Genomic DNA, 13,091 nt, shown 5'->3' on the forward strand with positions numbered 1-13,091 from the left:
CTTAAAATATTTCTTTTAAATTTGTTTCAAGTTCTTTTGCATCATGACCATTTAGAATTATTCTTGAAATTTTTTCTTCCTGGAATTTTTCCATCAGATCTGACAGTAATGATATTTGTTTTTTAGGATTTTTTATTCCTAAAAACATAACAATCTTTACTGCTACCTCTGACTCCGTATCACCCATATTTTTGAATTGCAGATTCTCATTCAGCCTCACAAGATAAATGAATGGATGTTTAATATGAGGAGCATCTGTATGTGGAATTGCTATATTACAATATTGAGTTTCCAACCCTGTAGGGAAATCTTTTTCCCTTGTCATTAAAGCATTTAGATAGGTTTCTTCGATGTATCCAAGGTCTACAAGATGCTTTGCAGCACTTCTGAATAGATCTTCCTGGGAACTATAAGAAGCATCCAGAGTAATTAATTCTTCGCTAAACAAACTACCATATCCCACATTCGTAACTCCCTTCTATAAGTTTGACCAAGTCTTTTTCATTTGATTTATATAATCTCTTCATAAATAAATCGTCTGTGAAAAGTCCATTTAGCTCCAACAATTTTTTTACGTGTGCATTGTTACTTTCCGGTGATATACATAACACACATTTTTCCAATGACGGGTTAATCAATAATTGATAATCTTCTCTGATTGCCCCTTCTTCAACTGGAGCATGAGGTAAATATATGTTCGGCCCAATTATCATTGTTTGATATTTTTCTTCGAAGATATCCATGGTACTATCAAAATAGTTCTGATTTATTGAACCACGGTTTTTAAGAAGATTTAACCCCTTTGCAGCCATTTGGAATATGCCTTTATCCCTGACGAATTTAATTTGATGTTCTTCCAACAGTCCCAATGAGTTATTAAACTCTTCTTCCTCTGTTTCAAAAAACGTGTGCGCTTTATCCTGTATCTCTTCATAATTCTCTTCAGGTATTACGTCCTTCAGAAAATTCATCAACTGCCTAGTTTTTATATTTGGATCAAGTTCAAAGTATGACTCAACCTTTTTTTTGAACTCTTCCCTACCTTTATCGGAAAAAATGTTTTCCATAATGAAAACTTTTTTATTGGTGTTTAATGGTATGGTGCTAAATACAATATCTACATTTAGACTTGCTTCATAAAATTGTCTCATGCTACAGGTCCCAACATAATTGACATCAGGAAACATATCTTTCAGTTGAACTTTCATCAGTTCGGAAATTGAATGCCCGCTATGGCAGACAACCACTGCTTTTAATTCTTTATTATTTCTGTATTCTTCATTATTTATATAGTACATATGACCGAGCACTATCATTGCAAGATAAACTATCTCCGCTTCATCTAAACCAATATTTTTATAACCATCTATGATTTCCTTTACTACTTCATACACAGGGTAATACCTTTGAATGAAATCATCCGTGACTGGATTCTCGATAGTCAGTTTGAGATTCTTACGGACAAGTGCTGGAATAAGATGCTGAGTCAATTTAGATTTGAATTGATTATTCTTAAAATTAAAAGCTAGCTTTTCCTCCAGCTTCATAGTAATAAAATCTACGAATTCCTCAATTTTAATCTCACTTTTAACATCCGATTCTGTCTTTAAGTCAACTCTGTTTGCTCCAAGAAACACCAATGCCAGATAAGTTAGATCACGTTTGCTTAGTTCAGGGTATCCCCAGAACAAACCCTGGATCTCTTTAAACTCTTTAGTATTACTTAAATCCTGAAATTTTATAGATAAATCCCATTCTTTGTCAGTAATTTCAGAGCGTTTGATCATGATTAAAATAATGTAAGGCAATTTGTTTAAATATTCATCGCTTAGTGTAATATCTAGTTTACTCTCCAATTTTCTAATCCGTTCAGTAAGCAGGAAATATTCACCTTTTACCATGATTACTTTCTCTTCTAAAAGGCTTCTTCCATTGGGATATTGAAACATCCGATCTACAACATTCATGATTTCAGCTCTAATGTTAAGTTCCTGGCCTTTTAACAAATATCCATACTTCCTTTGATATTCAATGAATATATCATTCTCATAAATATACCTATTTATTACTTTGATGTCGTTCGTCAAAGTATTTTTACTTGCCAAACAATGTTCTGATACATTATCCAAAGAAAGGTATTCATCGTTTAAAGCGATTTTCAAGAAAGCAATATCCCTCCTGACTTCAGGCTTATAAATAGGAGTAAGCTCATCAATGGGAATTTGGTAATATTCAGCAATCATTGATGTAAATTCTGTAGCAATATAGACCATTTCTCCGTTGTTTATGACTACTTTTTTTCTTAAGTGCTCATTAATATCGTTAGCGAGATTAGCTACTTCTTCACTAGCAATGTCAAATCTACGAGTCAGACTTTCGATTTTTTCGTGATTAACGTTTAATAAGTACCGTACGATTTCCTTATACTTTTCACTCATTTATACTGCCTCCTATTTGTGCACAACCCTATTATATATCAGAATTTTTAGTTAAATTAACCCTCTCATCACAATCTGAAAAGGACAGTATTTGGGGATTGTGATAATCTAATATAAATAAAAACTCCCCATATTATTGGGTACATCTCATGTACCATTCAATAATACGGGAAGCTTTTAAGCCGTTCCCCCTACCCACTCCACCGATACAGCCCGAACCTGTAGCCCCACAGCTTGATGAACTCGCTCCGCCATATGTAGCTTGCTCCGGGGCCTTCGTACCAGCGTTCTCCGTCTTCGGATAATGATGCGATGTATCTGAATTCGAACCTGTCATTATTCAATTTCTCGAAGATGTATTTCGACCGCTTCACATGGTAGTCACTGGTGACGACGAGGGCTGTGTTGAACCCCTGCTCTTCCATGATGTCCATCGAAATAGTGGCATTGGTGTATGTGCTGTCTGCTTCGTAATCTTTGATGAGTGCTTCTTCGGGTATGCCGTATTCCACAGCGAGTGCTGTGCTCTGTGACAGTTCTTCGGTCTCCACCACAGGTGTGATCAGCACGTGGTCTGCGTATCCCTCTTTATACAGGTCGGCGGTCTTCTCCATGCGGCCGCCATCGCCGCCGAGCATGACGATGACGTCGCTTTGTACGGGAGTATCTGAGTAGTTATGGTTGAAACTGTCGATCAGCAGGATGACCAGCAACAGCAGCAGGAGACATATTGCGATAATGAGGATTCTCATTTTCATAGCCCGGACACTCCTTCACTTTTATATGTATCACCATAAAATTCATTCCGGAGGCAAGCATTACGAAAACCTCCGGAATAAACATCACACCGCCACTTTTTTCTTTTGTCCCCCATCTGCCCGGTAGGCCGGGAAAAATTCCGTCTCCCGGTCCACACCGTTCATCAGGCACAGTCTGTCATACACTTCCTGATTCCATATCTTCCTGCCGATATGGAATTTGAATTCCGTTGCATTGGAAAACCGCTTTTTGAACTTGAGCACCGAATCTTCTTCTGAATTGGACACTCCGCCGCCGTAATGGATGACTGAGAAGCCATTGTCCTTCGCCCAGTTCATCGCTGTATATTTCAGCAGATAGGCAGGCGACAGGTTCAGATACCTGCTCCTGGTGCCGTTCAGATGATCGTGTATGATGTCGCCCGAGATGAAGTAGAGCCCCATGGCGATGATTTCATCTTCGTAATAGACACTTGTCGTGAACAGCTGACGCCCGAACTGGCGCTTCAGCCCATAGAAGTATTCCCTGTCGAAATAATAGAACTCCGAAGCGTGGAGCCGTGACATCGTTTCATTATATATATCAAGAAATTCCTCTATATCGTCAAACCCCCGCTTCAGCTCACAGGAGATCTTTTCATTCCTGAGCAGTTTCCTGACCTTCCGCCTTGCGGTACTGCAGAACTCACTCTGGAATATATCCTCCGAACACCCGAGATCCGTCCCCACCGTGTTCCTGATATGACTGATGTCATACAGCTCCCTGAACGGCTCCTGGTTCTGGAATAGCGGATTGAACCTCACAAATTCCGACACGATGTTATTATCCCGCGTAAATCTCGTGAAGCATTCCTGGAATTCCGACAATAGCTGACGGGGGTCCGTGCACTCATGGATGACCGGACCCCCGTAGCCATACGGTGTGGTCAGGTCAAAATAGCGCTCGCCATCAATCAGGGTATCTATTTCTCTCTTTATCGCCCCCAGAGTGATGTGGCCATGCCTGCTCCTCAATTCATAGAATATCGACTCCCCGCCTTCGATCAGCTCGTTCACCTGTCCATATTCCCTGGTAAAATAGATATCTTTGTTCATAGCAAGTCCTCCGTTTTATTCCAAAGACTCTCAATTTCCCCTAAGCACCCGCGCACTTCGGGAAGGAATCATCCGGATCTGCTTTATGAACATTTTTCTGCTGGATTTATATGCTTCACAAGCCGTATCAGAACGGGAACCATTCTCTCTCTCAAACCAGGGTATCAATCCGTCAAAATCTGCCTGCATTCTTCCTTTACTGTGAGGTGATATCCTTTGGATTCGCCGCTGAGACACATCCATTCACCCCTTCCCTTAATTGGATTTTCCATATCCACCACCCGCTTCCCGACAAAGCCGGTGATGGGATTTACTTCAATCGTCCTGAGTGTTCCCGGTGAATGCCCGGGCCGTACTCTCCCCTTCCTGGCTGATGCCCTCGCTTTTCAGCACTTTCCCCGCTGTCATGGCAATTATTTTAATATCGAGCCAGAATGAACGGTTTTCCACATACCACACGTCCATCTCGAACTTCTCTTCCCAGGACAGTCTGTTGCGGCCGTTCACCTGTGCCCATCCGGTGATGCCCGGACGCACATCATGCCGTTTCATCTGGCGTCTGCTGTAAAGTTCCATATACTGGGGCAGTAAAGGCCTGGGGCCCACAAGGCTGAGCTCGCCCCTTAAAACATTGATCAGCTGCGGGAGTTCATCCAGGCTGTATTTGCGGAGCATGATGCCAAGATCCGTGAGCCGTTCCTCGTCCGGCAACAGTTCACCGTCTTCACCCCGGACATCTGTCATCGTCCTGAATTTATGGAGGTCAAACGGCCCCCCTTTATATCCCGGACGCCTCTGACTGAACACTACCGGACTGCCCATCTTCATCTTTATCATGACAGCGACAGCAATCATCAGAGGGGAAAGGAAGACGAGCATAGCCAGGGCGGCTGAAACATCGAACACCCTTTTCATCAAGACACCTCCATGTAATCCAATCACTTCACACCACTGAGTTCATTGATGATGAAGCGGGCCTTGCCGTTTCTGTCTTTCGGTATCTGATCCAGATAGTTGTACTGATACTGACAGTCGGCCCCCAGCCGGCGCACGACCCGCTCTTTGAATATCCGTTCTTCCTTCGCACCATAACCCGGCTCCACCACCAGATTGACGATGAATTGCTTCATATCCTTCTGTATAAACTGGAATGCGGCCACCGTATCCTCGATGCCCTCCACCGCCCGGGCGATGCCGACGCTCGTCACCCTGTTGCCCCTGCTGCCGATCAGGTATTCGGACTTCCTGCCGAAGATCCTTGTTATCTTTATGTCATCAGCATAGGAATTCAGATACTCCTCATCAGAATCGATTTCGACCTGGTCGTTGATCCGGTAACGCACCAGAGGCGTAGCATAGTTGATGAAACTGGTGACAATCATCTCGTACAGATGATGGTCTATCCTCTTGAACTCGAAGAGTCCGGTTTCATGTCCCACTTTGTAGGCACCGTCCGTGCCTGCGTATATGAAAGGCGCGCCCTCTCCGCTTGCGTACTGGTCGATGACCCTTGCCCCGAAGGCTTTCTCTATATCCGCCTTTACATGCGGCAGCAGAATCTCTGAAGTCGGAAATACCGCCTTCACTTGCCAGTTCACCCTGAGGCGGTGGTTCAGCACATATTTCGCCACCATGTGTATTGCGGACGGGAAGCCATCCAGTGCCTCCGGTTTGAAGCGGGCCATACTGCCATACACATGGCCGATATTATCCTGCGTCATATGGTTTGCGGCATAGAGCATCTGGTTCATCGGCATATTGTAGCGCCAGAGTATATTTTTATGATTGGGCGGTGTCAGGTCCTGGCCGGTGAAAGAGGCCCGTTTCGCAAACGGCCGTACACCGTTTTGGAATTTTATATAATCGAGATAGGCCATCCGGTCTGCCCGGTCATACTCTGAATCATATACAGCGAGGCTCTCACCCGTTGTACCGCTCGTGCCGGAAAACCGGATCCGCCCCTCCCTGCACGAGCGCACTTCTAGTTCGTACCTGAGATCATTTTTCATCGTCATCGGCAACTTCAGGAAACTTCCGAGAATGTCTGTCTCATCAATCTCGATATTGGCATATGCCCTGATGTTCCCTTTCAGATGATGCATGAAATCGACCAGCTTGTCCGTCTTGTCGAATCCCCCGCGAACGTAGCGTGCGAGGGCTTCCCGGTAGAGATGGTTGTATCTCTCCCTTTTCAGTTTATAACCGTAAACACTCGTAAATGCGTGCTGCAAAAATATCGGTGACTTGTAGTAGATATTGTGTGTCGAGGCATCTATCAGTTCTTTCAGCATTCAGATCACCTTATCTCCTGGACTGATATAGAGCCAGACCCAGCCGGCCATCAGCCGTAATTGCCTTCAACACTGATGTGATGGCATTCAAACTTCGCGCAAACACTTCAGAATCATCCAAACTCCGCCGTGCTGCCGGCGCCTGCCTTCTGCTCAAGCTCATTGATGATGAAACGCACCTTGCCATTCTTCTCCTTGGGGATGAAATCCATATAATTGAACACATACCTGTTATCCGGCCCCAGCTGACGTTCCAGCCGCCCACGGATCACCAATTCGTCCGCATGTTCATCATAATCATCCTCGACCACCATATTCACCTGGAACTCCTCTTTCTCTTTCTGGACGATCTGACACTGCACCACCTTCTCTTCGAAACCATCGACGATCCAGGCCAGGATGATGTTCATGACCTTCCTGCCGTCCTGCGCGATGAGATAATCCATGCGGCGGCCGTAAATCCGCCGGATGATGATATCATCTTCGTATGAGTTCAAATACTCCCGGTCTGAATGGATCTCGACTTCGTCACCAATCCTGTAGCGGACAAGCGGTGTGGCATAGTTCAGGAAGCTCGTAACGATCATTTCATACCGGTGCTCACCCCGGCGCTCGAACTCGAACAGCCCCGTCTCGTGACCGATCGTGTAGCCCTCATCGGTGTTTCCATACAGGAACGGTGCCCCTTCAGAACTTGCATATTGATCGATGACGACGGTATCGAAGGCGGCTTCGATATCCCTCTTTGCATATGGGAGGAGTATTTCTGCCGTCGGAAAAACCGCCTTCACATCCCAGTCGGCCCGGAGGCCGTTCGACAGCATATATTTTGCCACCATATGAATGGAGGAAGGCAGCCCGTCGATCGAGACCGGCCTGAACCGCTTCATGTTCTCATATACATGCTCCACATTTTCAGGGGTCATATGATGGGAGGCGTAAAGTGCCTGGTTCATGGCCAGATTGTACCGCCACAGCTTATTCCTGTGGACTGCCGGTGTAATCTCCCGTCCGGTGAAAGATGCGCGCTTCGAGAACGGTTCGATGCCCTGCCTGTATTTTATATAATCCAGATAGGCCATGCGGAGCGCCCAGTCCTCCTCCGACTCGAAGACTGCCAGGTTGTATCCCGTCGTCCCGCCGGTCCTTGAAACATGGAGCTTACCCTCTTTGTGCGACCGATCGTCAAGTTCCCTCCGGAGATCCTCCTTCTCCGTCATCGGGAGGGCCAGGTAACTTTCCATGATTGTCTCCTCATCCACATCAATATCCCTGTATGCAACTATATTGTCCTTGAGGTGATGCATCAGACGGATCAGCGGTTCTCGCCCACCGGAGTCCTCTGTGACATATCGCCGGAATGCTTCGTGATAATAATCGTTGTACCTCTCCCGCCGCTTTTTAAAGCCATATGCACTGGTAAAGGCGTGCTGCACAAATACCGGCGACCTGTAATAAAGGCTATGCGCCGATGTACTCATCATTTTTTTCAGCATTGTGATCACCCTGTTCCGAAAGAGTGTTATAGAAGTTCAAAAGCTGCTCCTGCATAAATCTTCTGTCAAAGTTGTCGACAATGAATTTCCGGGCGCTGCTCGCCATCCGTTTCCTGCGCGGATCATCCAGTATCAGTGCGTCCAGGGCGCTTGCGAGCCCCAACGCATCGTTGCTGGCGGTGACGATGCCGGTCCGCCCATCTTCGATCGTGTCGCGGGCACCTGTTGAGTCGAAGACGACCACCGGTATGCCCATGGCCTGTGCCTCCATGCTGACGTTGCTGAACCCTTCCCGGTATGTCGGCAGTGCGAACAGATCCATCAGACTGTAGTAATACTCCACCTCTTTCGTATAGTCACAGTGTATGATGTTCTCATGCGTCCCGATATGCCGGGCATTTTCCGCTTCGACCGGATCACTCTCTTCGAAATCACCAACCAGCAGCAGCTTCAGGTTCGCGTATGAATCATCGAGGGCGATGAATGCCTCGACCAGTTCGTTGATGCCCTTATCACGGGTCAGCCTGCCGACGTAGCCGATGACAAAATCCCTGCGTTCAAGCCCGATCTCCTCACGCAGATCCTCCAGCCGGTCTTTATCGACTGCAGCCGGATCGTATTTCTTTGTATCGATCCCGTTACTGCTGCCTCTGCCGATCCTGACGACCTTGTCACGCGCAAGCAGCTTCCGCGCAATCATCTCACTTTCCAGGCTGTCGGACACGACGATCACATGGGTACTGAGCGTGCACGCCGTCTTCTCAGCCGCATGGAGAATGATTCTCTTAAGCCCCTCTGCCGTCTCAAGACGCAGTCCCCGCTGGATGTAGATCCGTGTCGTGACACCTGCGAGCCGGCCGGCAATCATGCCGAGCAGCCCGGCTTTCGGTGTGCTGAAGTTGATGATGTCCGGATCCTCCCGCCTGAGGTACCTGTACAATGTATACAGTACCTTCAAGTCCCGGAGCGGACTGATTTCGCGCTCGAAGGGTATGTGCTCTACCGTCATGCCATCATACGAAGTTTCAAAATCCTTGTTGCAGACCACTGTGACATCGTAGCCATTCTGTTCTATGAACTGCACCTGCTCTCTGATGAAAAGGACACTCAGTGAAGACGTGACCCCCTGGATCATTTTCTTTTGCATAGGCGACAACTCCAAATCCTCAGTTTTTCGTTACTGCACCCGTAAAACTTGCGCATAAACCCATTCAAACACGCTTTTCTTCATCTCTCTTTGACCCGATGACACCAAGCGCCACAATGACCATGTAGAAAAATTTGAAGCGGTGCCGGAGCGCCGTTCCGGCATTCGATATGCCGAGTCCGAATATCAGCCAGCCGGCGAAGATACTGATCAGCAATATGCCGAGTATCGGCCGCTTCCTGATGACATCGATGTTCCTGACAAAGATGGCAAGGGAGAACAGGTAGAACACCCCGTCCAGGAAGAAGCTGATCAGATCATTGAAATTCCTGATACTCCACGGCATCGGTGATGCGATGAAATAGACGATCTTGACCGGTGCAAACAGAATCACCTGGAAGAGGTTGTTAACCTCGAGTCCACTCAGGTAGGCTGTGTCCCCCCTGGTTGATGTGAACGCTTCGTAGATGTTGTCGTTGTTGTTCAGCACCTGGTCGACCTTGTTGAATATCGGCAGCCCGGACACGATGCTCGGGAACACCAGGATATAGGTCAGTATCAGTGCGAAAATACTGAACGGCACGACCGACTCAAGGGTGAACCGGAAGGCTTTCTCGTCATGCCGGTAAAATATGAAGCCGAACAGATAGCCGAGCAGCATGCCGATGATCGCCGAATGGAACGATGCCCCGAGCAGCACCAGTACTACACTCAGTACTGCGCCGGCCCGCTCTTTATCCTTGAACCATCTGATGAAGCAGTAGAGCGACATGACCACCATCAGTGAAATGATCGATTCCCTGAGCAGGATCCCGGAAAATATCAGTGAGTGCGGGAAGAAGCCCATGACCAGCACGAGCATCAGCTGGACGCGGTGCGGAATTCCCAGCATCCTGAAGATCCTGATGACAATCAGTATGGCCGTCATCGCAATCAGGATGTTGAGGTATTGTGCAAACAGCCTGTCATCTCCGTAAATGTTGAACAGGATGCCGAGCATGTGGGAATACACTCCGCCGTAGACCGATTCGCCCAGCATGGACAGGTTCTCGGATACCATGACCCCTGTCCGGTAGAAGTTCTCCGTATCATTCCCGCTGTGCGGGATCTCGAACACATCCCTCCCGTACAGATCAACGAGCATCAGGATGATCCGCACGATGAAACTCATGAATATGACAAGGCAAAATTCCGGATAATTCACAAGGAGGGCCAACAGCAGCAGGATGGACGTGATGCATATGAATGTCACTGTCAGATACGTACTGTCCGGGATGTAGTAATGATTCATCACGGAACCAAGGAACAGATAGATTAGAGTAACACCCCAAATGAGCAGCATTGGCCACCTCCAGAATTCAGACTTAGTATTTCCTTGTCAGAAGAAGCGTTGAAATCTGCGACAGGACGATGGCTGCCGCTGTGATGACGGCGACGACGAAACTGCCTCTGATGCCGTAAGGCACAATCAGCAGCGCGGACAGTGCCACTGTGAATATCAGGTTCACCGCCTGCAGCATCACCTGTATGTTGTACAGGTTGAAAACATTGAGCGCCATTTCAAATGATTTCTCCAGTACAATCAGGCTGATGAAAACCCCGAGCAGGACCATGTCCGTCTGATGGCCGCGGAATGCCTCCCCGTAGACGAACACGAGGATGTCATTGCCGTACAGTATCAGGACAGCATTCCCGATCACGATCGCCACCAGGTAGATACCCATCATTTTGAAGAATTCACCATAGAATTTCCTGAAACCTTCCCGCGCAGCCAGTGCCAGTTCGGCGATGTAGCTCTGATTGACGGTAATGACGATGTTCGAAGCGATTGCCGCAAAATACATGATAGTCGCATATATTCCGAGATCCTCGACACTGTGGTAATGTTCGATGAAATACCGCGGCACGTTCGCATTCAGGGATGATAATAGTCCAACGACCGACAGGCCGATCCCCAGCCAGAAGATATGCCTGAAATGCATCCTTCCGAACAGCTTCGCCATATGATGGTCATAGGAGGCGAACCGCCTGTCATATAAATAGTAGACCAGCACCTGTGCCGCCAGAAGACTGATGATCGCCGCCATCAGGGAATGCGTGACGACGACCGACAGTGTGAAGAAGAGGACTGTCACAACGCTCTTGATGATCTTCGAATGCGCCAGGAAGCGAATGTTTCCCTCCGCGATATTCTCCGTGTAGATGAACTCCTCTTTCGTCTCGTAAAATTTGAACAGACTGAACAGCATCAAACAGGCCATCTCGTACGGCCTGAAATCCATCACGAGGGCAAATCCCGCCATCGACAGGAGGAAAATATAATTCAGTATGCCCCTGAATCGTGCAAATATCGTATATCCGTAACTGTACTTCCGCTGCGTCGGTACGAGATCGGAAAACGAGAACCTGCTGAACAGTACAAGCGGCGCCACGATCGCCAGGAAATAGGAGAACAGCCCCATTTCATACAGTCCGATCAGTCTCGTGATGAGGATGACCTGTATCCACTGGTTGAATGAAAACAGCAGAGTCGAGAAGACATGCAGTATCTTATTCTTCATATCCCGTCCCCCTAGAGGCGCCACACTGTCTGCCCGGCTCTCAGGTCCGCCTGATCGATGATACCCTTAATATCAATCACCAGACCATCATCGCTCAAATATTCCAGATACTCCCGCCTGTTTTCCCGGTATTCATCATGGCACACCGCAAACATCATGACATTCGTTTCCACAAGCTCCTCTTTCTCTCTGAGGTCGATTCCGTAGAGACGTTCTGCTTCGCCGGGATCGGCCACCGGATCATGCACCACAATGCCAAAGCCGAACTCCCGGAGTTCTTCGATGAGGTTGATGACTTTTGTATTCCTGAGGTCCGGGGTGTTCTCCTTGAATGTCAGCCCCAGCATGTTGATGGTGGTCCCCTGGACGGCAAGCCCTTTGCAGAGCATCGTCTTGACCATCGATGAAATGATATGTTTGCATATATTGTCATTGATGCGCCTGCCGGCGAGGATCACTTCCGGATGATGTCCCACCGCCTGCGCCTTATGGGTTAGGTAATACGGATCGACGCCGATGCAGTGTCCACCGACGAGACCCGGTGAGAACTTCAGGAAATTCCATTTCGTCCCGGCTGCTGCCAGCACTTCCCGTGTACTGATGCCGATCTTGTTGAAAATGACGGCCAGTTCGTTCATCAGTGCGATATTGACATCCCTCTGTATATTTTCGATGACCTTCGCCGCCTCTGCGACCTGTATGTTCTCCGCTTTGTACACACCGGCCTTTATAACCGCTCTGTATACTTCCGCGATGATGTCCGTCACTTCCTCCGTCTGTCCGCTGACGACTTTCGTAATCTTTTCAAACGTATGCTCCCTGTCCCCCGGATTGATCCGCTCCGGTGAATAGCCGACATGGAAATCAATTCCCGCATCAAGCCCCGAAAACTTCTCCAATACGGGTATACATACCTCCTCTGTAGCCCCCGGATAGACCGTCGATTCGAAAACGACGATGGCTCCCTCTGCCAGCACAGAGCCGACAGTCTCACTCGCCCTTATCAGCGGTGAGAGGTCCGGCTGGTTGTGCTCATTGATCGGCGTCGGCACCGAAACGATGATGAAATCCGCTGCGCGCAGCATCTCGCTGTCACCAGTGAATTCGATGTCCGAATGTTCCAAATCCGTCCCATCCACTTCGTTGGTCCGGTCACAGCCGGCCTTCAGCTCTTCAATCCGGCTGTCATTGATATCGAATGCGATGACCCTGCCGATCCTGCCGAAAGCGACCGCAACGGGAAGCCCGACGTAACCGAGGCCCACGACTCCAACTTTCCTGTTCATCTGCATCACTCATTTCATG

At 47.8% G+C, this 13,091-nt stretch carries 11 protein-coding genes; all 11 read right to left on the minus strand.

Going from position 1 to position 13,091, the window contains the following annotated elements; genetic code table 11:
* Position 1: 1 nt before the first annotated feature.
* Complete coding sequence (locus WN59_RS09870; protein ID WP_046516616.1) at positions 2-463, minus strand: PTS sugar transporter subunit IIA; 462 nt, start codon at positions 461-463, stop codon at positions 2-4.
* Positions 450-2,438: a BglG family transcription antiterminator gene (locus tag WN59_RS09875; RefSeq protein WP_046516619.1), complete on the minus strand. Its 1,989-nt coding sequence runs from the start codon at positions 2,436-2,438 to the stop codon at positions 450-452. Before WN59_RS09875 ends, WN59_RS09870 begins: the two co-directional genes overlap by 14 nt.
* A 191-nt stretch (positions 2,439-2,629) precedes the next feature.
* Positions 2,630-3,196: a YdcF family protein gene (locus WN59_RS09880; protein ID WP_046516622.1), complete on the minus strand. Its 567-nt coding sequence runs from the start codon at positions 3,194-3,196 to the stop codon at positions 2,630-2,632.
* Positions 3,197-3,280: 84 nt separating this feature from the next.
* Positions 3,281-4,291 (minus strand): GNAT family N-acetyltransferase, encoded by a 1,011-nt coding sequence (locus WN59_RS09885; protein WP_046516624.1) that lies wholly within the window; start codon positions 4,289-4,291, stop codon positions 3,281-3,283.
* 315 nt (positions 4,292-4,606) lie between these two features.
* Entirely contained in the window at positions 4,607-5,206 is a 600-nt protein-coding gene (locus tag WN59_RS09890) for a sugar transferase (RefSeq protein ID WP_046516627.1), read from the minus strand.
* 23 nt (positions 5,207-5,229) lie between these two features.
* Positions 5,230-6,582, minus strand: a complete 1,353-nt coding sequence (locus tag WN59_RS09895; protein ID WP_046516634.1) for a phenylacetate--CoA ligase family protein — start codon at positions 6,580-6,582, stop codon at positions 5,230-5,232.
* A 113-nt stretch (positions 6,583-6,695) separates the two neighbouring features.
* Positions 6,696-8,078, minus strand: a complete 1,383-nt coding sequence (locus WN59_RS09900; protein ID WP_046516637.1) for a phenylacetate--CoA ligase family protein — start codon at positions 8,076-8,078, stop codon at positions 6,696-6,698.
* Positions 8,044-9,225, minus strand: a complete 1,182-nt coding sequence (locus WN59_RS09905; RefSeq protein ID WP_046516640.1) for a glycosyltransferase family 4 protein — start codon at positions 9,223-9,225, stop codon at positions 8,044-8,046. Before WN59_RS09905 ends, WN59_RS09900 begins: the two co-directional genes overlap by 35 nt.
* A gap of 64 nt (positions 9,226-9,289) precedes the next feature.
* A complete protein-coding gene (locus WN59_RS09910; RefSeq protein ID WP_046516641.1) occupies positions 9,290-10,567 on the minus strand; it encodes a hypothetical protein in 1,278 nt (425 codons plus the stop codon).
* A 22-nt stretch (positions 10,568-10,589) separates the two neighbouring features.
* Positions 10,590-11,786, minus strand: coding sequence for a lipopolysaccharide biosynthesis protein (locus tag WN59_RS09915; protein ID WP_046516643.1), 1,197 nt, complete (start codon positions 11,784-11,786; stop codon positions 10,590-10,592).
* Positions 11,787-11,797: 11 nt separating this feature from the next.
* Complete coding sequence (locus tag WN59_RS09920; protein ID WP_046516646.1) at positions 11,798-13,072, minus strand: nucleotide sugar dehydrogenase; 1,275 nt, start codon at positions 13,070-13,072, stop codon at positions 11,798-11,800.
* Between the last annotated feature and the right edge of the window lie 19 nt (positions 13,073-13,091).

Origin of the sequence: Salinicoccus sediminis (assembly GCF_000986795.1) — a bacterium.
GTDB classification, from domain to species: domain Bacteria; phylum Bacillota; class Bacilli; order Staphylococcales; family Salinicoccaceae; genus Salinicoccus; species Salinicoccus sediminis.